19 protein-coding genes are annotated in these 21595 nt (G+C 67.3%); 12 read left to right on the forward strand and 7 right to left on the reverse strand.

Annotated features, from left to right (window positions below):
- The first annotated feature begins 98 nt into the window (after nucleotides 1–98).
- The 4 genes from LGY53_RS13765 to LGY53_RS13780 all read left to right on the forward strand — a co-directional run bounded on the left by LGY53_RS13765 (nucleotide 99) and on the right by LGY53_RS13780 (nucleotide 4473).
- A complete protein-coding gene (locus LGY53_RS13765) occupies nucleotides 99–1802 on the forward strand; it encodes a circularly permuted type 2 ATP-grasp protein (RefSeq protein ID WP_374111175.1) in 1704 nt (567 codons plus the stop codon).
- Nucleotides 1802–2776: an alpha-E domain-containing protein gene (locus tag LGY53_RS13770; protein ID WP_225727222.1), complete on the forward strand. Its 975-nt coding sequence runs from the start codon at nucleotides 1802–1804 to the stop codon at nucleotides 2774–2776. The genes LGY53_RS13765 and LGY53_RS13770 overlap by 1 nt, the downstream gene beginning before the upstream one ends.
- A complete protein-coding gene (locus LGY53_RS13775) occupies nucleotides 2773–3615 on the forward strand; it encodes a transglutaminase family protein (protein ID WP_225727062.1) in 843 nt (280 codons plus the stop codon). The genes LGY53_RS13770 and LGY53_RS13775 overlap by 4 nt, the downstream gene beginning before the upstream one ends.
- A 69-nt stretch (nucleotides 3616–3684) precedes the next feature.
- Nucleotides 3685–4473, forward strand: a complete 789-nt coding sequence (locus LGY53_RS13780; protein WP_225727063.1) for an aquaporin — start codon at nucleotides 3685–3687, stop codon at nucleotides 4471–4473.
- Nucleotides 4474–4496: 23 nt separating this feature from the next.
- Here the strand turns inward: LGY53_RS13780 and LGY53_RS13785 are convergent, their stop codons facing one another.
- Both LGY53_RS13785 and LGY53_RS13790 read right to left on the reverse strand, forming a co-directional pair.
- Entirely contained in the window at nucleotides 4497–4904 is a 408-nt protein-coding gene (locus LGY53_RS13785; protein ID WP_225727064.1) for a DUF5360 family protein, read from the reverse strand.
- Between the two features lie 17 nt (nucleotides 4905–4921).
- The gene (locus LGY53_RS13790; protein WP_167473274.1) at nucleotides 4922–5473 is read right to left on the reverse strand and encodes a type II toxin-antitoxin system PemK/MazF family toxin; all 552 of its coding nucleotides are present in this window, start codon (nucleotides 5471–5473) and stop codon (nucleotides 4922–4924) included.
- A 390-nt stretch (nucleotides 5474–5863) separates the two neighbouring features.
- Here LGY53_RS13790 and lepA point away from each other — a divergent pair, with 390 nt between their 5' ends.
- Entirely contained in the window at nucleotides 5864–7759 is a 1896-nt protein-coding gene (lepA, locus tag LGY53_RS13795; protein WP_167473275.1) for a translation elongation factor 4, read from the forward strand.
- 36 nt (nucleotides 7760–7795) lie between these two features.
- Nucleotides 7796–8413, forward strand: coding sequence for a Uma2 family endonuclease (locus tag LGY53_RS13800; protein ID WP_225727065.1), 618 nt, complete (start codon nucleotides 7796–7798; stop codon nucleotides 8411–8413).
- Between the two features lie 98 nt (nucleotides 8414–8511).
- Here LGY53_RS13800 and LGY53_RS13805 read toward each other — a convergent pair whose 3' ends face one another.
- Genes LGY53_RS13805 through LGY53_RS13815 form a run of 3 tightly spaced genes read right to left on the reverse strand, consistent with a single transcriptional unit; the run spans nucleotide 8512 to nucleotide 11155 of the window.
- Complete coding sequence (locus LGY53_RS13805) at nucleotides 8512–10065, reverse strand: HAMP domain-containing sensor histidine kinase (protein WP_225727066.1); 1554 nt, start codon at nucleotides 10063–10065, stop codon at nucleotides 8512–8514.
- The gene (locus tag LGY53_RS13810; RefSeq protein WP_225727067.1) at nucleotides 10062–10754 is read right to left on the reverse strand and encodes a response regulator transcription factor; all 693 of its coding nucleotides are present in this window, start codon (nucleotides 10752–10754) and stop codon (nucleotides 10062–10064) included. Before LGY53_RS13810 ends, LGY53_RS13805 begins: the two co-directional genes overlap by 4 nt.
- Nucleotides 10755–10780: 26 nt before the next feature.
- Entirely contained in the window at nucleotides 10781–11155 is a 375-nt protein-coding gene (locus tag LGY53_RS13815; RefSeq protein ID WP_225727068.1) for a hypothetical protein, read from the reverse strand.
- 334 nt (nucleotides 11156–11489) lie between these two features.
- Here LGY53_RS13815 and LGY53_RS13820 point away from each other — a divergent pair, with 334 nt between their 5' ends.
- Together LGY53_RS13820 and LGY53_RS13825 are read left to right on the forward strand one after the other, a co-directional pair.
- A complete protein-coding gene (locus LGY53_RS13820; RefSeq protein WP_225727069.1) occupies nucleotides 11490–13709 on the forward strand; it encodes a hypothetical protein in 2220 nt (739 codons plus the stop codon).
- A gap of 70 nt (nucleotides 13710–13779) precedes the next feature.
- Nucleotides 13780–15588: a dynamin family protein gene (locus tag LGY53_RS13825; RefSeq protein ID WP_225727070.1), complete on the forward strand. Its 1809-nt coding sequence runs from the start codon at nucleotides 13780–13782 to the stop codon at nucleotides 15586–15588.
- A gap of 52 nt (nucleotides 15589–15640) precedes the next feature.
- Here LGY53_RS13825 and LGY53_RS13830 read toward each other — a convergent pair whose 3' ends face one another.
- Nucleotides 15641–17623 (reverse strand): glycoside hydrolase family 15 protein, encoded by a 1983-nt coding sequence (locus tag LGY53_RS13830; protein WP_225727071.1) that lies wholly within the window; start codon nucleotides 17621–17623, stop codon nucleotides 15641–15643.
- 86 nt (nucleotides 17624–17709) lie between these two features.
- Here LGY53_RS13830 and LGY53_RS13835 point away from each other — a divergent pair, with 86 nt between their 5' ends.
- Complete coding sequence (locus LGY53_RS13835) at nucleotides 17710–18009, forward strand: hypothetical protein (protein ID WP_225727072.1); 300 nt, start codon at nucleotides 17710–17712, stop codon at nucleotides 18007–18009.
- 77 nt (nucleotides 18010–18086) lie between these two features.
- Here LGY53_RS13835 and LGY53_RS13840 read toward each other — a convergent pair whose 3' ends face one another.
- Complete coding sequence (locus tag LGY53_RS13840; protein WP_225727073.1) at nucleotides 18087–19145, reverse strand: M48 family metallopeptidase; 1059 nt, start codon at nucleotides 19143–19145, stop codon at nucleotides 18087–18089.
- An 89-nt stretch (nucleotides 19146–19234) separates the two neighbouring features.
- Between LGY53_RS13840 and LGY53_RS44390 the strand changes: the two genes are divergently transcribed.
- The 3 genes from LGY53_RS44390 to cysT all read left to right on the forward strand — a co-directional run bounded on the left by LGY53_RS44390 (nucleotide 19235) and on the right by cysT (nucleotide 21490).
- Nucleotides 19235–19324, forward strand: coding sequence for an Ms4533A family Cys-rich leader peptide (locus tag LGY53_RS44390; protein ID WP_374111176.1), 90 nt, complete (start codon nucleotides 19235–19237; stop codon nucleotides 19322–19324).
- Nucleotides 19325–19524: 200 nt separating this feature from the next.
- Nucleotides 19525–20568, forward strand: a complete 1044-nt coding sequence (locus LGY53_RS13845; RefSeq protein ID WP_225727074.1) for a sulfate ABC transporter substrate-binding protein — start codon at nucleotides 19525–19527, stop codon at nucleotides 20566–20568.
- A gap of 31 nt (nucleotides 20569–20599) precedes the next feature.
- Nucleotides 20600–21490 carry a sulfate ABC transporter permease subunit CysT gene (gene cysT / locus LGY53_RS13850; protein WP_225727075.1) on the forward strand — a complete coding sequence of 297 codons (891 nt, stop codon included), beginning with the start codon at nucleotides 20600–20602 and terminating at the stop codon, nucleotides 21488–21490.
- Nucleotides 21491–21595: the final 105 nt, after the last annotated feature.

Raw genomic sequence — 21595 nt, forward strand, 5'->3', positions numbered from 1 at the left:
GCGCGGGTCACCGGAGCGGGTGCGGCGCCGCCCGAGTGATGCCAGAAATTTATCTGTGACCTGCCCGGCATCGCCGCTGCGTGTAGCACGATTTCTGCATGACATCCGCCGCGACTCCGCGTTCGGCGCGAGGTGCCGCGCCCGCGCCGGGGCGCGGCAATGGGCAAATCGCTGGCAACGGCCGGGCCGGGCCGACGGGCCTGTTCGACGGCTATCACCCCGGTCGTTTCGCCGACGCCTTCGACGAGATGTTCGACGCGGCGGGCCGGGTGCGTCAGCCGTACAAGGGCATCTATGCCGCGCTCGCGCCGATCGATGTCGCGGATCTGGCCCGCCGGGCCGACGCGCTGGACCGGGCGTTCATCGATCAGGGCATCACCTTCTCGCTGTCCGGTAAGGAGCGGCCGTTCCCGCTGGACCTGGTGCCGCGGGTGATCGCGGCGGCGGAGTGGAACAAGCTGGAACGCGGGATCAAGCAGCGGATGGTGGCGCTGGAGTTGTTCCTCGCCGATGTGTACGGCGAGCAGAACATCCTGCGCGACGAGGTGATTCCGAAGCGGCTGGTCACCTCGTGCGAGCACTTCCACCGTGCGGCGGCGGGCCTGGTGCCGCCGAACGGGGTGCGCATCCACGTCGCGGGTATCGATCTGATCCGCGACGAGAGGGGCGATTTCCGGGTGCTGGAGGACAATCTGCGCTCGCCGTCCGGCGTCTCGTACGTGATGGAGAACCGCCGCACCATGGCCAGGGTCTTCCCGGACCTGTTCGCCTCGCACCGGGTGCGCGCGGTCGGCGACTATCCGAGTCATCTGCTGCGGGCGTTGCGCGCGTCGGCCGCGCCGAACGAGGCGGACCCGACGGTGGTCGTGCTCACGCCAGGGGTCTACAACTCGGCGTATTTCGAGCATTCGCTGCTGGCCAGGCAGATGGGCGTCGAGCTGGTGGAGGGGCGCGACCTGTTCTGCCGCGACAACGTCGTCTACATGCGGACGACGGCGGGGGAGCGGCAGGTGGACGTGATCTATCGCCGCATCGATGACGCATTCCTGGATCCCATGCATTTCCGGCCGGATTCGGTGCTCGGCGTCGCGGGCATCCTCAACGCGGCGCGCGCGGGCAATGTGGTGATCTCCAGCGCGGTCGGCAACGGTGTCGGCGATGACAAGCTGATCTACACCTACGTGCCCGCGATCATCGAGTACTACCTGAACGAGAAGCCGGTGCTGCCCAATGTCGAAACCCTCCGCTGCTGGCACGACGCCGAGCGGGCCGAGGTGCTCGACCGCATCGCCGAATTGGTGATCAAACCGGTCGAGGGGTCCGGCGGTTACGGCATCGTCATCGGGCCGGATGCGAATTCCCGTGAGCTGGAAGCGATTCGGCGCAAGGTCCGGGCCGATCCGCGCGGCTGGATCGCTCAGCCGGTGGTGCAGCTGTCCACGGTGCCGACCAAGGTCGGCAACGAATTGGTGCCCCGGCACGTGGATCTGCGACCGTTCGCGGTGAACGACGGCGAGGACGTGTGGGTGCTGCCCGGCGGGCTGACGAGGGTGGCCTTGCCCGACGGCTCGCTGGTGGTGAATTCCAGTCAGGGCGGCGGCAGTAAGGACACCTGGGTGCTGGCGGGCCGGGCCTCGCCCGCCGATCGAGAACTGGCGGGCGGCGAGCTGGTCACCGATCCGCCGCCCGCCCGAGCGCGGGAACTGGGACGGGAATTGACCGCCGCCCAAGCGAATCAGCAACAGCAGCAACAACAGCAGTCGTCCGGAATATCCTGCCGCCCAATGGGAATGGGACCGTGATGCTGGCTCGCAACGCGGAATCCCTCTACTGGATCGGGCGTTACGTCGAACGCGCCGACGATACCGCCCGCATCCTCGATGTCGCGGTGCATCAACTGCTGGAGGATGCCACCGTCGACCCCGATCGCACCTCCCGGGTGCTGCTGCGGGTGCTCGGCATCGAACCGCCGGAGGGCGACCTGGATGTCTGGTCGGTGACCGATCTGGTCGCGTTCAGCGACGAACATGGCGGCTCGATTATCGACTCGATCGCCAAGGCCCGCGAAAATGCCAGGGGTGCAAGGGAAGTGGCCTCCAGCGAGATGTGGGAATGCCTCAACGCCACCTACAACGGACTGCCCGCCGCGGAACGGGCGGCCAGGGCGCTGGGTCCGCACGAATTCTTCCACTACATCAAGGATCGGGCGGCCATGTTCGCCGGGCTGTCGGATTCCACGCTCAGCCGCGACGACGGCTACCGCTTCCTGCTGCTCGGCCGCTCCATCGAACGCGTGGATATGACGGTGCGCCTGCTGCTTTCGCGCGCGGGCGACCGCGCGTCGTCGCCCGCCTGGGTGACGGTGTTGCGGTCGGCAGGTGCGCACGACACCTATCTGCGCACCCATCGCGGCCTGCTCGATGCCACGCTCGTCGTCGAATTCATGTTGCTGGACCGGCTTTTCCCGCGTTCGGTATTTCATTCGCTGCAGGTCGCCGAGACCTGCCTCGCCGAATTGGATCAGCGTCCGAACAGCCGAGTCGGCGCCAGGCACGAGGCGCAGCGGCTGCTCGGCCGGGCCCGCAGCGAACTCGAATTCCTGCCGCCCGGAGCGCTGTTGGAGGATCTGCAGAACCGCCTCGACGCGCTGCAGACCACCTGCCGCGAGGTCGGCGAGGCCATCGCGCTGCAATACTTCCATGCCGCGCCCTGGGTGGCGTGGACCGACCTGCGCGGCGGCCGCGGTCGGGACGCGGTGGTGGAGGGGGAGCTGTGAGTTGGCGAATCAGGGTGGTGCACACCACCGGATACGTGTACGACGCACCGGTCACCCGCTCGTTCAACGAGGCCCGGCTCACCCCGCGCGCCGACAGCAGGCAGAACGTCATCCTGAACCGGGTGGAAACCGTTCCGTCCACCCGCTCCTACCGCTACACCGACTACTGGGGCACCGCCGTCACCGCGTTCGATCTGCATGCGCCGCATACCGAATTGGAGGTCACCGGCTCATCGGTGGTGGAGACCGAACCGTTCGGCGGCCCCGGCGAGGAACTGGACTGGGCGGCCTTGCACAGCAGTCAGATCGCTGACCGCTTCGACGAAATGCTCGCGCCCACAACGTATGTCCCGCACGATCGCAAGCTCGCCGCCGTCGCCGAACGGCTCGCCCGCGACCTGTCACCGGCGCAAGCCGTTGTGGCGGCGGCGCAATGGGTGCACGACACCATGGACTACATCCCGGGCACCACCTCCGTGCACACCTCGGCGGTGCAGGCGTACGCGGAACGCGAAGGGGTGTGCCAGGATTACGCGCATCTGACCCTGGTCCTGTTGCGCGGCATGGGGATTCCCAGTCGCTACGTCTCCGGATATCTGCACCCGAATCCGGTGGCCGAGATCGGCGCGACGGAGGCGGGCCAGTCGCATGCCTGGATCGAGGCGTGGACCGGACTCTGGTGGGGCTACGACCCGACCAACAATATCGCCGTCAACGAACAGCACGTCTCGGTCGGCGTCGGGCGGGATTACGCCGATGTGCCGCCGCTGAAGGGCATTTTCTCGGGCGGCGGCTCGACAGACCTCGAGGTCGTTGTGGAGATCACCCGCCTCGCGTAGCGTCCGGACTGCGATACCCCATCTCGTCAGGCAGTTCTGCGTTCAGCAACCGCGTCGGAAGGTGGATCGATGTCTCCAACGGCTCAGGAAGTGGTCGAGGACGTAACCGAGAACGTGCCGACTCCGGAATCCAAGAAGTGGGCGGCCGAGGCGTTGGGCACCTTCGTACTGGTCATCGGCGGCGTCGGCACCGCGGTGCTGGCCGGCCAGCGGGTCGGCGCGCTCGGTACCGCGCTGGCCTTCGGGCTGACGCTGATGTTCCTCGTCTACGCGATCGGGCCGATTTCGGGCTGTCATGTGAATCCGGCTGTAACCGTCGGTCAGTTGCTGCTCGGCCGGATTTCCGGGCTCACCGCGGCCGGCTATGTGATCGCGCAGCTGATCGGCGCGTTCCTGGCCGGAATCGTGCTGTTCGCGCTGGCGAAGAACCTGCCGTCCTACGATCGCGCGGTGAACGGTCTCGGCGCGAACGGCTGGGGCAGGCACAGCCCGTCGGCGGAGACCGGCCCACTGGGCCAGGTGGTGGTCGCGGACGGTTACGGGATGGCGGCGATGATCATCGTCGAGGTGATGCTCACCGCGCTGCTGGTGTTCGTGGTGCTGGCCTCGACCGATCAGCTGTCGGACGTGCCACTTGCCGGGTTGTCGATCGGCGTCACCCTGGCCGTGATCCACCTGGTTTCCATTCCGGTGGACAACACCTCGGTGAATCCGGCCCGCAGTCTCGGCGTCGCGCCCTATCAGGACGGGGCCATGGGGCAGGTGTGGGCGTTCGTGGTGTTCCCGTTGATCGGCGGGGCGCTCGGCGCGCTCGTCTACGGAATGCTGTTCGGCCGATCGCGGCCGCTGGTGTCCTGAACGGCGTTGTGCGCGGGGCGATTTCAGTCGGCGGTGCGGCCTGGTGGCGTTGGCGTGCAAGTCAACGTCACCAGGGCGGGCAGCGGGAACAGCAGCAGGAAGAGGTTGGGCACCCACCACAGCACGCTGAAATCGCCGCGCAGCGCCCAGAACGCGATCGCCTGCAGTCCGGCAGTGCTCGTCAACGTCAGCGAAACCGTCATCAGCGTCCGCGATCCGGACACCCGGCACAGGCTCGCCAAACCCGTTGCGCTGGCGGCCAGATCGAGTGCGACGAACGAGAAATTCCAGTCGCTGAGAATCGGGTTGGTGTAATCCTTGTAGGCCAGATCCGGTGGGATCAGCCGGGCGAAGGCGGCGGCCCAGTACAGCAGGAAGCCGATATCGGTGATCAGCATGGCCACCTTGGTCGGCCCGAGCACCCGATTCATGAAATCTCCGATTATCTTCAGTGCCAAGCGTATTCGGCGCAGAGCCGGTGGGCCACCAGGTCGAATGTCTTGCGCGCCAGGATGGCGCCCTCCCGGCGGATGCCCGCCTCCGGCACGTCGAGCACCCGGTCCAGCCGGACCCAGCTCGGCCTGCCGTCGGGATCCCAACTGCCCCTGCCGATTCCGATCCAATTGCGATCGTATGCGCGTTCCGGATTCGATGACAGCATGAGCCCGAGCAGCGTGCGGCGCTCGCGCCCCACCACCAGCACCGGGCGGTCCTTGCCGTTGTGCGGATCCTCCTCGAACGGCACCCAGGTCCAGACGATCTCGCCGGGATCGGCCCGACCGTCCAGGTGCGGTGCGTACACGATCTGGCGGGCCCGCTCCCCGGTCGGCACCGGCGTCGAGGCCGCGGGACGCACCGCCACCCCCGAAGGGCGGCGCTGGGCCAGCGTCCCGACCAGCTTGTCGACCAGTCGCGGTCCCTGCTGGCGAACGAGTCGAGGCCCCTGCTCCTTCGCAAGGAGACCTAGCTGTTTGCCGAGTGAGTTCCAACTTCGGGCCATCTTCGGAGAATAACCGCGCGCCGAGAAACCTTCACCCGAGCCGGATTTCGGATCCGGCCGCTGCGAATTTGCTGAACTCCCCGGTCAATCGGCGATTCGTGGGCCGTGATTTCGGCGGTCGGTCCGCGATATGGCTTGTCTCGAGGGTCCTTCGGGCCCAACCGCGATGCGTGGTTCTCCAGCCGGCCGCACCAGTGCCGGCCGGGGCGTCATGGTCGCTCGGCGAAGCAGGTGTAACCGACGTCACGGTGACGCTCAGAACGCCGATTCCACCCAATTGAAGCCTATGGCCCGGTGTGATCGATGGCCGGTTGCCGAGCCCGGCCGCGGTGTGAATCCGCTTGTCGGCGGGCGTGGCGCAATACCTGAGGCCGGGCGGGGTCGCGGGCCATGGGACGATATGGTGCGCAGTTTCCGACATCAACCAGGAGTCCCGTGGCCCCCAGCTTCGCCGACACGACGTTCACCGATCCGTCCCGGATCCGGAACTTTTGCATCATCGCGCATATCGACCACGGCAAATCGACGCTGGCCGATCGGATGTTGCAGCTCACCGGTGTGGTCGAGGAGCGGGCTATGCGCGCCCAGTACCTGGACCGGATGGATATCGAACGCGAACGCGGCATCACCATCAAGGCGCAGAACGTGCGGCTGCCGTGGCAGGTCGACGGCACCGACTACGTCATGCACCTCATCGACACGCCCGGCCACGTCGACTTCACCTATGAGGTGTCGCGTGCGCTGGAGGCCTGCGAGGGCGCGGTCCTGCTGGTCGACGCGGCGCAGGGGATCGAGGCGCAGACGCTGGCCAACCTGTACCTGGCGCTGGACAAGGATCTGACGATCATCCCGGTGCTGAACAAGATCGATCTGCCCGCCGCCGACCCGGACCGCTACGCCGCCGAGCTCGCGCACATCGTCGGCTGCGATCCGTCGGAGGTGCTGCGCGTCTCCGGTAAGACCGGCGTCGGCGTCCCGGAACTGCTGAACGAGGTGATCCGGCAGGTGCCGCCGCCCGTCGGCGATGCCGACGCGCCCGCGCGCGCAATGATTTTCGACTCGGTGTACGACACCTACCGCGGTGTCGTCACCTACGTCCGCGTGGTGGACGGCAAGCTCACCCCGCGCGAGAAGATCAAGATGATGTCCACCGGCGCCACCCACGAACTGCTGGAAATCGGCATCGTCTCACCGGAACCCAAGCCGACGAGCGGTCTCGGCGTCGGCGAGGTGGGTTATCTGATCACCGGCGTGAAGGATGTGCGCCAGTCGAAGGTCGGCGACACCGTGACGCACGCGCGCGGCGGCGCCACCGAACCGCTCACCGGCTACCGCGAACCGCGGCCCATGGTCTACTCGGGCCTGTACCCGGTGGACGGCTCCGACTACCCGGACCTGCGCGACGCGCTGGAGAAGTTGCAGCTCAACGACGCCGCCCTCAGCTACACCCCGGAAACGTCGGTGGCGCTCGGCTTCGGCTTCCGCTGCGGCTTCCTCGGACTGCTACATATGGAGATCACCCGCGAGCGGCTGCAGCGCGAATTCGATCTCGACCTCATCTCCACCGCGCCCAACGTGGTGTACCGGGTGGAGATGGAGGACGGCACCGAACATATCGTCACCAACCCGTCGTACTGGCCGGAAGGCAAGACGCGCAGCGTATTCGAGCCGATCGTCAAATGCACAGTCATCTCGCCGAGCGAATTCATCGGCTCGATCATGGAGCTGTGCCAGTCGCGCCGCGGTGAACTCGGCGGCATGGACTACCTGTCCGACACCCGGGTGGAGCTGCGCTACACCATGCCGATGGCCGAGATCATCTTCGACTTCTTCGACTCGCTGAAATCACGCACCCGCGGCTATGCCTCGCTCGACTACGAGGAGGCGGGCGAGCAGGAATCGCAGCTGGTGAAGGTGGACATCCTGTTGCAGGGTGAGGCGGTGGACGCGTTCAGCGCGATCGTGCACAAGGACGCCGCCCAGGCCTACGGCCACAAGATGACCACCAAACTGCGCGAGCTCATCCCGCGCCAGCAGTTCGAGGTGCCCATCCAGGCCGCCATCGGCTCGAAAATCATTGCCCGCGAAAACATTCGGGCCATCCGCAAGGATGTGCTGGCCAAGTGCTACGGCGGTGACATCAGCCGCAAACGCAAACTGCTGGAAAAGCAGAAGGAGGGCAAGAAGCGGATGAAGACCATCGGCCGGGTGGACGTCCCGCAGGAGGCCTTCGTCGCCGCGCTGTCCTCCGACGCGCAGTCGGATAAGCCGAAGGATAAGAAGTAGGTTCGACAGCACCGCTGATCGCGAAGGAGTTCGATCATGTCGCTGCCCGCATGGGCGACGGACCCGTCCAGTCTTCTGCTGACCGAGGCCGAGTACGACGCGTTGCCCGCCGAGGTCTGCCGGACGATCGAGGTGGTCGACGGTCGGGTCGTATTCTGCGAATCGCCGACGCCGGGGCATCAGCGCGTGTCGCGAAACCTGACGATGGCGCTGCTGGCGGCCAGGCCTACGGGTGTCGCGGATCCGTGCATCGATGTTCTCCAAGACACGGATATGCGATTCCGGAGCAAGAATCCGCATTCGACCCGGGACGGCAAGCGATTCACCTTCCGCCGTCCCGACATCAGCGTCCTGCGTTGCCTCGAGGCCGGTGCTCGGCTGTGGTCCGATGACGTCATCGTCGCCATCGAGATCACCTCCTCCGATGTCGAGGTCGACTTCAACGACAAGCGGGCGGAGTATGCGGCGCAAGGGATTCCGGTCTATTTGATCGTCGTCATGGACGGTGACCGGATCCATTCGATCGAGGAGTATCGGCTGGACTGGAGCGCTCGCAACTATCAGCTGGTCGTACCGCACCGTGAGGTGTTGGCGACGGAGCTGCCGCTCGGGATGAAGATCAACGTCGCCTTCGAGGATTTGGAGCGAATCTGAACCCGGCGCGGCCGGGCTGGACGTCGATCCGGCGGCGCAGATCTTCGGCCTCGGACGGCAGCGTGGCAGCTCGGCTCAGCGCCACACCAGGGCCGACCTCACCCCGGCGGTTCCGCGGTGAGACGCACCCGCAGGCGGGTGCCGCCTGACGGGCTTTCGGTGAGTTCGGCTGTGCCCGAGTGGAGTTCGGCTTGTTGGCGGATGAGGGCGAGGCCGAGGCCGGAGCCGGGGGAGCTGGGGCTCTTGACGAAACGGTCGAAGGCTTTGTGGCGCAAGGGTTCCGGGATGCCGGTGCCGTCGTCGTCGATCAGCAGCTCGACCGTGTCGCCGGTGGAATCGGCTGTGACGCTGATGTTTCGGGCCTTACCGTGCTGAACGGCGTTGGCCACGGCGTTGTTGACGATGAGCATGATTCCGCCGGGCAGCCCGGTGACGGTTACCGGGGTGCAGGTGGTGAGTTCGATATGCGTATCCGGATGCCGACGCTGGGCGTCCTGCACTGCGCGGTCCAGGGTTTCGCACAGTTCGAAGGGTTCGAAGGCGTCGGATTCGGTGAGTTCGCCGACGGCCAGGCGCTCGAGATCGGTGAGTGTGGTCTCGATCTGCTGTTCGGCCAGCAGGACGTCGGACATGATGGTGTGGCGCTGTTCGGCGGGAATGTCCTTGGTGGCCAACACTTGTAGATCGGTGCGCAGCGCCGTGAGCGGGGTGCGCAGCTCATGTGCGCAGACCGCGGCGAAATCCCGGGCGCCGGCCAGTGCGCGAGTTGTCGCGGTGTGCGCGGACTCCAGGCGGGCCAGCATCCTGGTGATGGCGTCGGAGAGTTCCTCCGCCTCGCGGGCGCCGCGGCCGGACAGTGGCGGCAGCTCGTCGAGGGTGTCGATGCCGTGGGTGGCGGTGGCGAGCCTGCGCAGCGGTTGGGCCGCGTAGCCCGCGAGCAGCCAGCCGAGCAGCGCCGCCAGTGCGACGCCCGCGACTCCTATTGCGACACCGATCAATTGGCTGTCCCGCACCGCCGCATCGACCCGGTCGCGGTCGGGGTTGAGCGCTACCGTGACGCCGGGCAGCCCGTCCACCTTGGCCAGCGTCTCGTCGCGGGGAACGGTGACCTGCCGCTCGTCTCGCGGTTCAGGCGCCTGATTCACTTGCGGTTCAGCGGGTTTCGTCTGCGATGGAGACGGCGGGCTACCCGCGTTCGGCGATCCAGGATTCGGCTGTGGCGTCGCGGGATTCGGTGGCGCCGGTGCGTTACCGGGCTGCGACGGTGTCTGGTCCGGTTGCGTCGGCGCATTACCCACATGCGGCGAACCCGGATTCGGTTGCGCGGTGGCGAACGGCGTCCCGGTCTTGGCCAGCGGTCCGGCGACATCCGGCGAAAGAGGTTGCGCCGGAACACCTTGCCGAGGTCCCGCGACGATGATTCCGAGCGAGGAAAGGGTGTCGTCGAGCTGACGCGACCCCGCCGCACCGAGCAGCGCGGTATAGGTGATGCCCAATGTCAGCGCCACCAGCGCGGCGACGGCCCCGGACACCAGCGCGACCCGGGTCCGCAGCGATGGCGAGCGATGTTCCCGCCGGTGCGGCGGCCGGGCCGTCTTTCCGAGATGCTGCCGATCCGGACTCGACGGACGTTCGGCCAGTACTCCGGTCATGGCTGCTCCCGCAGGACGAATCCGACGCCGCGCACCGTATGCACCACCCGGGCCGCGCCCGGCGCCTCCAGTTTGCGCCGCAGGTAGGAGACGAAGACGTCGACCACATTGGTATCGGTGGCAAAGTCGTAACCCCATACGGCGGAAAGGATTTGCTCGCGGCTGAGCACGATGCCCGTGTTCTCGGCGAGCAGTGCCAGCACCTCGAATTCCCGTTTGGTCAGCTCGACCGGCGCGCCGCAGGCCAGTACCCGGTGCCCGGCCAGGTCGATCTGCACCTCGCCGACCTGCCGCAGTTCGGCTGGGCGTTCCGGCGCGGCCGCCCGGCGGCGCAGCAGGGCGCGCAGCCGGGCGACGAGCTCGCCGAGATCGAAGGGTTTGGTGAGGTAGTCGTCCGCGCCGCGCTCCAGGCAGGCGATCCGATCGCTGACCGCGGTGCGCGCGCTCAGCACACAGATCGGGATGTCGTTGCCCATCGCGCGCAGTGCGGTGACCACCCCGACACCGTCGAGTACGGGCATATTGACGTCGAGCACCATCGCGTCGGGCGCGGTATTGCGCACCATGGTCAGTGCCTGCGCCCCGTCACCCGCCGTGACGACCTCGAAGTCGGACAGTTCCAGCCCGCGCCGCAGCGAGGTCAGCACGCGAACCTCGTCGTCGACGACCAGGATCCGATGACCGGTCATGGCGTCACCCTACGGCCGGCGGTGTGTCAGAAGCCCGCACTTCCGCTCGGCAGTGGGGCGGCGGGTCGAGCGGGGACGGCGTCGGAGGGGATGGCGGGGCGGACCTCGACACCGGGATGGTCGCATCGGTAGGCGATGACGCTCGGGTCGCCGGGCGCGGTCGGGAGCACACAGGTCAATTCGGGTGCCTGACCCGACGGGCCGACCTGGGCCGGGACGGCGTCGTGCGGGGTGATCTGCGTCAACGTCGGTCCGCCGGAACCTTCGGGATTCACCATCACCCGGGGTACTGCGGAGACCGATGGCTCGGCTGCCGCGCTGCCGCTGGCGAGCGCGATGGCGGTCAACCCCGCCCCGGCGAGGACGATGCCGATGCGTCTGCGTCGGGTGGTTGCCTTCATCTGATTGCTCCTTCGCGTCGATAGCCACCGACCGGGTGGTCGGCCAGTCCGACGGTAGGAAGCGGATCTTCACCGCTCGTTGAGCGTCTATTAGAGAACTCTTAGTTCCGGACGGAACGGACTGCCGGGCGGAGATAACTCCGCGATCATGGGGAGATAACCGAGCTCGACCCAGTACGGAAGGCCAGTGAATAGGGGGCTTCCGTTCTGGTTTCACGGCTGGCAAGGTTTGCCCCGGGACTGTGTTGGTTGGGTTTTCCGGATATCGTTTTAGGTGATCTTCACTCGGTCGACCCGGCGTGTGAGGATGCTGGATTGACGAGAGTGAGTTTCGATGACGCGTGACCTGCCCTTCGACGACGACACCGAGGCCGGCGAGCAGGCGGGCGACACCGCGTACCGGGTAGCGACCGGCGTCGCCCGGGTGGCGCGGGCCGGTGCGATAGTCACAGGCGGCGCCCTTGTGGCCTCCGCGGGCGCCGGGCATCCGCAGCCGCCGGGTTCCTCCCGGTTGGACAGCTGGAATACCGGCTGGGTGCACGGCGGCGATCCCGATCCCGGGCCGAGCCCGACGGTGACCTTCCCGGATCCCGCTCCCGACTCCACCCCGCCCGCCCATCATTCGCCCAACCAGCAGGTATCGCGCGAGCACGACGGCTTCGCCCTGCCGGGCCAGACCGGCGTCGGCCATGGCGCGTCCGGTCTTCCGCTGCCGGGTTTCGATGGCACGGGCACCGACGCCGGACTGCCGATTCCGGGCGCCGACCCCGTTCCGGACAGCTCGGGCATGAGCATCCCCGGCACGCACGGATATGAATACCCGGGCGGTATGCATATTCCCGGCAGCCATCCGTCGTCCGGTATGGCCCTGCCCGGCACGTCGGACGAGGCCGCGGATGCGATGGTCGATGAGTCGAGCGGCTTCACGATTCCCGGCGCGCAGTCGGGCGGTTTCGGCCTGCCCGATTTCGGCGGCAGCGCGTTCAACCAGCCGGGCGGTTTCGGTCTGCCCGGGCACGGCCTCGGTGGCGATCACGGCTTCGGCATTCCGGATACCACCGGGTTCACCGGCGGTTCGAATCCGTTCGAGATCCCCGGCACACAGCCCGTCAGCGACGGCGGCCCATTCGACGGCGTCGGTCACAGTGACGGTGTCGGCCTCTTCCTCGGTACCGAGACGAAATTCGATGTGCACGTCGGCCTCGACGGCGTCTACGTGCACTCCGAGATGAAGGTCGATGTGGGTGCGGGCAAGGTCGGCGACCAGCTCGATCACTTCACCGACTACCTCGGCAGCGGCCTGCATGTTCCGGACGGCACCTCCCGATCCGGCCTGGATCAGCAGGGCAACCAGGGCTTCGGGCTGAGCTCCGGAAGTTCCGCGCCCACCGGCATCTCCTCGACCGCGCCCGCCACCTCGGTCGCGGGCGCCCAGTCGCCGAGTTTGACGCAGTCGCCGGGTTTGGCACAGCCGCAGCCCGTCGCGCAGACGTTCGCGCAGCCGGTGGCTCCCCAGGCCCCGACCCAATTGGCCACGACCCAGCCGGTCGCGCAACCGCTGGCCACCACGGCGCCGATCCCGACGGCCCCGGCGCCCGCGCCGATCGCGAGCGTCGCGCAGCCGGTGGTGACCACGCCGTTGCAGACCACCATCCAGCCGGATATCGCGCATACTCCGATCGCGAATGTCGTTGGCGTGCATACGGGTCCGTCGCCGCTGACGGCGCCCGCCGCGGTCGTGCCCGCGCTGTTCGAGCCCACTCGCCCGGTGCCGGTCAAGCCGGTGGATCACCCGGTGGTCGATCCGGTCAAGCCGGGTCCCATCTCGTCCACCGTTGTCCCGCCGACCGGCGCGGTCGTCCCGCCGGTGGTGCCGACCAAGCTGCCCGGTTCCGACGTGACCGTTCCCACCCATGTGCCGGGCGGCGTGACCACCCCGGCCGTCCCGATTCCGACGATCCCGCCCACCGGCACGGACGGCGGCATCGTCAAACCGACGGTGCCGAACTCGTCGGGCACCGTGCCGACCACTCGCCCCGGCACCTCGACCGGTGACGAACCCGGAACCGGTACCGGAACCGGCGGCACCTTGCCATCGGTGCCGACCACGCAGCCGTCGGTCCCCACGCACGGCGGGCCGACCGTGCCCACCGAACCGACGGTTCCGGTGACCGTCCCGGTCCAGCCGCCGACGCATGTGCCGGTCCCGGTGCCGAGTACGGTGCCGATCAAGCCGCCGACCGCCGTCGATCCGGGGCATACGGTGCCGTCGGTGAATCCGCATCCGGTGCCGGTCACCCCGATCCAGCCAATGCCGACGCCGTACTCGCAGCCGCATCCCATCTCGGGCGACAACGGTGCGATCTTCCCGGTGGCCGATCACGGCGCGGTGCATGTGCTGCCGGTCGCGGACGTGCCGTCATACGACCAGTCCGCGCTGATGGGTGGTTCGCTCTCGGGCACGACACACCACCTTTCGGCGCATGTGCTGCCCGATACGACCCTTACCGACGCACATCACCTGATGCCTACGGACGGTATCGGGCTGATCTGATCCGATCAGGGGGGTGGTAGTAAAGGGGGGCGTCGTTGCCAGTGCGAGTGAACCAGAGTAAGGAGGCGGGTTGTCTGCCGCTGCCGGGATGAAGGCCGCGACGGTGAAACATCCGGACGCGATGGCCCCGGTCATCCGGATTCTCGACGAGCTGCGGGAGATGACCCGATCCGCCGGTCGCGAAGACCTCGGCGGCCGTCTTGCGATGGTCCGGGCCAGGGTGAGCGATCCGCGGGTGCGGCTCGTGGTCGTCGGCGATGCCAAGAACGGTATGAGCACCCTGGTGAACAGCCTGGTGCGGGCCGAGGTCAGCGCCACCGACAGCGCGCTGAGCGTGCCGGTGATCGTCGAATACGGTCCGGAATCGACCGCGACCCTGGTGCGCGCGGTCGCGCCGGGACGCACCGAACGCCAGCCGGTCGACCCGCTGAATCCGGGTCCGGCGCTGGCGGCGGAGGGCGTGATCCGGGCCGAGTTCACCGAGCCGAGCCGACTGCTCGCCGATGGCATCGTGGTGATGGACGCCCCCGGCGGGCACACCCAGGACAACACCACCTGGTCGATGATCGCGGCCGCCGATGTCGTGCTGTACGTCGCTGATGCGGGCACCGAGCTGACCCATGAGCAGATCGGTTATCTGCGCCGGATCGAGCAGGTCTGCCCGACGGTGATCTGCGTGCTCAACAAGATCGACCTATACCCGCAGTGGTCGCATATCCAGCAGCGCAACCGCGATCTGCTGGACGCGTCGGGTCTCGGTTTCGCGGTGGCGCCGGTTTCGGCGCTGCTGCACCGGCAGGCCGACGCCGCGGGCAACTATCAGCGCGATATCGAATCCGGTGTGCCGCAGCTGATCGACCATCTGCGCGATTACGTCGTCGCCCGCGCCGACTCGGTCGCGTTGGATGCCGCGGTGCACGATATCCGGCTCGTCGCGGACCAATTGGCGCAGACGCTGCGCGCCGAGGCGGACGGGTTGCGCAACCCGCGCCGCCGCAACGAGCTCACCCAGCGACTGATCGCCGCCCGCGACGAGGCAGACCAGCTGCGTCAGCGCACCGCGAGCTGGCAGGTCACGCTGATGGACGGCGCGACGGAGCTGATGGCCGATGTCGAGCATGATCTGCGGCATCGGCTGCGAAATATCGTGCGGGAGACCGAAATCGAGATCGGCAAGATCGATCCGGCCCGGCGCTGGAAGGATTTCGGCGCCGATCTCGACGCCAAGATCGCCGAGGCGGTCGAGGAGAACTTCGTCATGGCGCACTACCGATCGGTGGAGCTGTGCGATCAGGTGGCCGCGAAATTCCCTGCGGACCACCGCAATCCGCCGTCACCGGATCTGCGCCTGAACAATCCCGGCGAGGTGCTGGAGCCGGTGCAGCCGCTGGAACCGCTGGAGAGCGCGAAAGCCGGTGTCACCGAACAATTCCTGTCCGCGCTGCGCGGTTCCTACGGCGGCATACTGATGGTCGGCCTGGTCACCAGCCTGCTGAAAATGTCGCTGGTGAACTGGTATTCGGTGGGCGCGGGCGTGCTGCTCGGCGTGAACGCGCTGTGGGAGGTGCGCCGGTCGCGCAAGCAGCGCCGCCGCGCCGAGGCGAAGGTCGCGGTGTCCCGTCTGATGGACGACGTCATCTTCCAGGTCGGCAAGGAATCGCGGAATCGCTTGCGCGCCATGCAGCGTGCGCTGCGCGACCATTTCACCGAGGTGGCGACCGATGTGCTGCGCGGCGCCGACGAGTCGCTGCGGGCCGCGGAGGAGGCCTACGCCAAATACGGTGACAACGGCAAGGATCGGTCCGTCGAATTCGAGGCACAGCTGGGTCGTCTGCAGGCGCTGCGCGCGCACGCCGACAAATTGACCGGAGCCGGTTGATATTTCGAAGCCCAGCGCGGCCCGGTCGAATGTGACCGGGCCGCTTTCGTTTTCAGTGCCCGGACGGCCCATGCGCGGGCTGGAACTGCCCGGCGTCGCGCGACTCCTCGGCCCTGATCACATGGGTGACCGCATTGATCAGCGCCAGATGCGTGAACGCCTGCGGGAAGTTGCCGAGGTGGCGTCCGCTGCGCGAATCGATCTCCTCGGCGTACAGCTGCAGTGGGCTCGCGTAGCCGAGCAGCCGCTCGCACAGGTGTTTGGCCCGTTGCAGCTCACCGATTTCCACCAGCGCCGACACCAACCAGAACGAACAGATGGTGAAGGAACCCTCCGCTCCGGAGAGTCCGTCGTCGGTGGTTTCGGTGCGGTAGCGCAGCACCAGGCCGTTCTCGGTGAGCCGGTCCGCGATGGAGAGCACGGTGGCGCGCACCCGGTGGTCGTCCGGCGGCAGGAACCGCACCAGCACCACCAAAAGCAGTGAGGCATCGAGGGTTTCGCCGCCATAGGTCTGGGTGAACACGCCGGTGCCGGTCACGCCGTTGGCCAGGATGTCGGCCTTGATCTCGTCGGCGATGGCGTACCACTCGGTGGCCCGCTCGATCTGGCCGTGCAGTTCGGCGAGTTTCGCACCGCGGTCCAGCGCAACCCAGCACATCACCTTCGACGAGGTGAAATGCTGCGGCTCGCCGCGCACCTCCCAGATGCCGCGGTCGGGTTCGCGCCACTTCGCGATCGCCGCATGCACCTGGCGTTCCAGCAGCGGCCACAGCGTCTCCGGCACCTGCTGCCGCGATTTCACGTGCAGGTACACCGCGTCGAGCATGGTGCCCCAGATATCGTGCTGGTCCTGGTTGTACGCGCCGTTGCCGATGCGCACCGGGCGGGCCTGGTCGTAGCCGCCGAGGTTGTCGAGGGTGGTCTCGGTGATGTCGCGTTCGCCGCCGATGCCGTAAAGCACTTGCAGCGGAACGGCATCGCCGTTCTCATCGGTGGTCGCGTCGTTGAGGAAGGCGAAGAAATCGTCGGCCTCGCGGTCGAGCCCCAATGTGTACAGGCCCCACAGCGCGAAGCTGGAGTCGCGCACCCAGGTGTAGCGGTAATCCCAATTGCGTTCGCCGCCAGGGGTTTCCGGCAACGATGTGGTGGCGGCGGCGAGCAGCGCGCCGGTGGGCGCGTAGGTGAGCCCCTTCAAAGTGAGCGCGCTGCGCTGTAGGTAGCCACGCCACGGGTGATCCGGGAAATTGCCGAGCGTCACCCACTGCCGCCAATATTCGGTGGTCTGCCACATCTTTTGCGCCGCATCCTCATACGTGCGCGGCGCCGGCAGCTCGGACCAGGTGAGCGCGACGAAAACCTCGTCGCCCTCCTGCATCCTGGTGCGCGCCCGCGCCTCCCGGCCCTCCAGGCCGAGTCGCAAATCGGTGGTGAGCACCAGCGTCGGACAGGTCGACGGATCGCCCGCGCAGACGGCCGTCGCCTCCTCGTACACCTTGCCGGTGTACTGCCAGCGCGCCCCGGCCCGGTGGTAGTCGAAAGCCGGTTCGCAGCTCATCTCGAGTTCGACCGTGCCGTTCACGCATTTCACCGTGCGCAGCAGCAGGTGTTCGGCATCCCAATCCATCGGGGTGCGGCGGTGGGTGCGGCTGCGCTGATCGTTGTTGTGCCATGGGCCGAGCACCAGCGCGTCGCGCACGATCAGCCAGCCGGTCTCGGTCTGCCAGGTGGTCTCCAGGATCATGCCGCCGGGCAGGTAGCGGCGTGCGGCAGGCACGTTGACGCCGTACGGGCCGATCCGGAAATGACCCGCGCTGCGGTCCAGCATCGCGCCGAACACGCTGGGGGAGTCGGGGCGCGGCACGCACATCCACTCGACCGCGCCATTGCTGGCGATCAGGCAGTTCGTCTCGCAGTCGGACAGGAAGGCGTAGTCATCGATCGGGGGATAGAGCGCCTGCCCCTGGATATCGGTGAGCGGGCTGAGGATCGGCAGATCCTTCGGTTCGTCGACGTCGTAGTCGTCCGTGTACGCCATGGACACATGATCTGTCGGTACGGGCCCGGCGTCCACAACCAAACTGCCCGCGCTCGCTCCGGCGGCGTCGTACTAGGCTGGGCCTCGTGCACAGCATTGCGGGTTGGTGGGACGGCGTCGAGCTGTGGGTTGCGGGGCTGCCCTTCATCCCACAATTTCTGGTGGTGCTGCTCGGCATGGTGCCGGTGAGCTTCGCCATCGCATACACCCTCGACCGTTCGCTGCGCGCCGCGCTGCATCTGCTCGGCCGGGACCGGGCGGCGGTCCGCCGCGAGCTGGCGCGACGCCGATCGCTCGGGTCGCGCCTGGCGGCGCCGGTGGAGGTGCCGTTGCCGCCGCCCGCCGAGACCGAGGCGCGCACCGTGGTGCAGAGCGGGGCGCGCTGATGCCTCGGTCCCGCGTTCAGCTCGCCCTGGTCGCCCTGCTGGTGCTGGTGATCGTCGCCTGGCTGATCACCCGCTGATCAGCGGTCGTTGCCGCCGCGCCAGTCGGTGAACGCCCTGCCGACCTTCGATACGACGTCGTTGACCTCCTGCCCGACCGTATTCACCGCCGCTCCGAAATCGTGGCCCAGGTTGCGCACGGTCTTGATCAGCGGATCCTCGGACTGGTCGAAGTTCTGCTTGTAGACGCGCGCCGCCTCCTTGATCTCGTCGCCGATCCGGATGTCGCGGTCCTGCTCGCGGCGCGGGTAGTTGCCGTCGAGTATCCGCCCGTAGTCGCCGGACTGGATCCAGCTGCGCAGTTCGGCGGCCCGCAGCACCGAGAACGGATGCGACTGCAATTCCAGGTTCAGCAGCTTCAGCACGCCGTCGCGCAGATCGCCGGAGCGCTCGTAATCGTCGGCCTGCATCAGGAACGCGCCGTGATCCATCTCCTTGATCCAGGTGCCGCCAGCCGTCTTCATATGCACCCGCACCGACGCGTCGACGTCCTGGCCGCACAGCAGCCCGGCCCGGTCGCCGGACAGCTCGGATTTGCGGCTCCATTCCATCAGCGCGGCGACGATCGCGCGTATCGCCCAGCCGCCCACCGGCATCCAGCCGATGCTGGACGAAATCCGCAGCAGGTGCATGAGCATGGTGCGGTACACGGCGTGCCCGGACAGGGCGTGCCCGAGCTCGTGCCCGACGATGAAACGCAGCTCCTCGGTATCCATCAGATCGATCAAACCGGTGGTCAGCACGATGAACGGCTGGTCCATGCCGATGGTGAACGCGTTGACGGTCGGATGCTGCATCACGAACATCTCGGGAACCGTTGTGGTGTCCAGGATTTCGACGCAGTCCTGGCGCAGCTGGTGCAGCGAGCGGAACTGCCGCTCGTCCACCCTGACGGCGGTGGCCAGGTAGAGCAGCCGGTGCTGGCGTTCCTGGAACAGCCCCGACAGTGTGCGCAGGATGGTGTCGAAACCGCTGAGCGTGCGCAGCGTCACCAGCGCCGTGCGGTCGGCCGGATGCTCCCAGGCCCGTGTGCTGATGTCGGGAAAGCGGGTGCGGATCCGGTCCGGACTTGTCGTCATAGGTAAAACCCCCGTTGTCGCGGATTAATTCACAGTGATCGAATTCGACTGATTCGAATTCGTCGTAACTGCTCTGCTACAGTCTGCCCGTGTCTTCGAGTTCCGTCCCGCAGGTCCGCCATGAACTGGCGTTGATCGCGGTCGGGGAGCTCGCCGTCGCGGATATTCTCTGTCGCTGAGCGGCGACGGTACGTCCGCGCGTCCCTGCCCCGTAGACTGGCGCGCACCTTCGCAGACGTACCCCACCGGCGGCCCTCCGGGTCGTAGTCGCGCCGCCGCCGCACTGTCAGTGCGGCGGGTCTACCGATCACCATCATTTTTTCGTCACCGTCCGGCCATCCCAGCGGCGACGGTGATCCCGCAGGAAGGGCACCAGCCGATGTCTCGCAAATCTTGGCTCGCTCCGCGCCGGTACGCCGCCGTCGCCGTCACCGCGCTCGCGGCGGTCGTCCTCACCGCATGCGGCGGCGGGGCCAGCGACACCGTCGGCGGCGGCAGCGGCGACAAGAGCGGCGGCACGCTCAACCTCTACGCCTATTCGGTGCCGAAACCCGGTTTCGACAAGGTGATTCCGGAGTTCAACAAGTCCGAGAAGGGTAAGGGCGTCCAGATCCAGCAGTCATACGGCGCGTCCGGCGATCAGTCCCGCAAGGTGAAGGACGGCGCCGACGCCGATGTGGTGAGCTTCTCCGTCGAACCCGACATCACCCGCCTGGTCGACGCGGGCCTGGTGGATTCGAGCTGGAATGCCGACGCCACCAAGGGAATTCCGTTCACCTCGGTGGTGGTGCTCGCGGTGCGGCCCGGCAATCCGAAGGGCATCAAGGACTGGGACGACCTGCTGAAGCCGGGTGTCGAGGTGGTCACCCCGAACCCGTTCAGCTCCGGTTCGGCCAAGTGGAATCTGTTGGCGCCGTACGCGGCCAAGTCGGAGGGCGGGAAGAACCCGCAGGCCGGCCTGGATTACCTGAGCAAGCTGATCACCAAGGACCATGTGAAGGTGCAGCCGAAATCGGGCCGCGAGGCCACCGAAACCTTCCTGCAGGGCACCGGTGACGTGCTGATCAGCTACGAGAACGAGGCCATCTTCTCCGAGCGCAACGGCGACAAACTGGAACACCTCATCCCGCCCACCACCTTCAAGATCGAGAATCCGGTCGCGGTGCTGAAGAACAGCAAGAATGCGGAGAAAGCGGTGGCGTTCAAAGACTTCCTGTTCACGCCCGCGGGTCAGAAGGCTTGGGCCGCTGCCGGATTCCGCCCGGTCGACCCGCAGGTGAGCGCCGACTACGCCAAGGATTTCCCGGCGCCGCAGAAACTGTGGACCATCGCCGACCTCGGCGGCTGGAAGACGGTGGACAAGGACCTGTTCACCCCGGACACCGGCTCGGTCGCGGTGATCTACGACAAGGCGACGAAGTAAACCGGAAATCCAGAGCGCACCCGGAATACTCATGACAGTGACAGACCGTACAGACACCGAGACCGGGGACGATCCGAGTCTCGGCGGGTCGGTGGCACCTTCGCGCGGGCGTTGGTCCTGGCTGCGGGTGACCGGTTCGGTCGGCCCGCTCGGCATCGCGACGGCGGTGCTGTGGCTCAGCGTCATCGTGCTGCTGCCGCTCGCCGCGCTGACCGTCACCTCGTTCGACGAGGGCTGGTCCGGTTTCTGGGCCGCGGTCAGCGCGCCCGCCGCGGTGGACGCGCTGCGGATCACCGTGCTGGTCTCGGTGATCGTCGCGCTGGTGAACGTGGTGATGGGCACCCTCGTCGCCTGGGTGCTGGTGCGTGACCGGTTTCCCGGCAAGGGGATTGTCAACGCGCTGATCGATCTGCCGTTCGCGCTGCCGACGATCGTGGCCAGCATCGTGCTGCTCGCGCTCTACGGCCCGCAGAGCCCGATCGATATCCACCTCAACGCGACGCAGCCGGGTCTGATCGTCGCGCTGGCCTTCGTGACGCTGCCGTTCGTTGTGCGCTCGGTGCAGCCGGTGCTGATCGAGGCGGACCGGGAGGTCGAACAGGCGGCGCTGTCGTTGGGCGCCGACAACTGGACCACCTTCCGCCGCATCGTATTACCGACGCTCGCGCCATCGATCATCAGCGGCGGCGGCCTCGCATTCGCCCGTGCCATCGGCGAATACGGTTCGGTGGTGCTGATCGGCGGCAATATCCCGCGCAAGACCGAGATGGCCTCGCAGTACATCCAGAAGCAGATCGAGATCGACCGGCCGGTCAACGCGGCCGCGGTTTCGGTTGCGCTACTTGTCATCTCGTTCGCGACGCTGCTGGTGCTGCGGCTGCTCGCCGAGCGGTCGGCACGGAAAGAGCAGGCCACGCGATGAAGGGGTACACACGACGACACCTCGCTGGCGCTCGGCTTTCGTCGTGCGTACCAGGCGTTGGTCCGAGATCGGGGGCGCTTCGCTTCCCCGATCTGCGTGGCGTGG

Source organism: Nocardia sp. JCM 34519.1 (genome assembly GCF_020361265.1).
Lineage (GTDB): Bacteria > Actinomycetota > Actinomycetes > Mycobacteriales > Mycobacteriaceae > Nocardia > Nocardia arthritidis_A.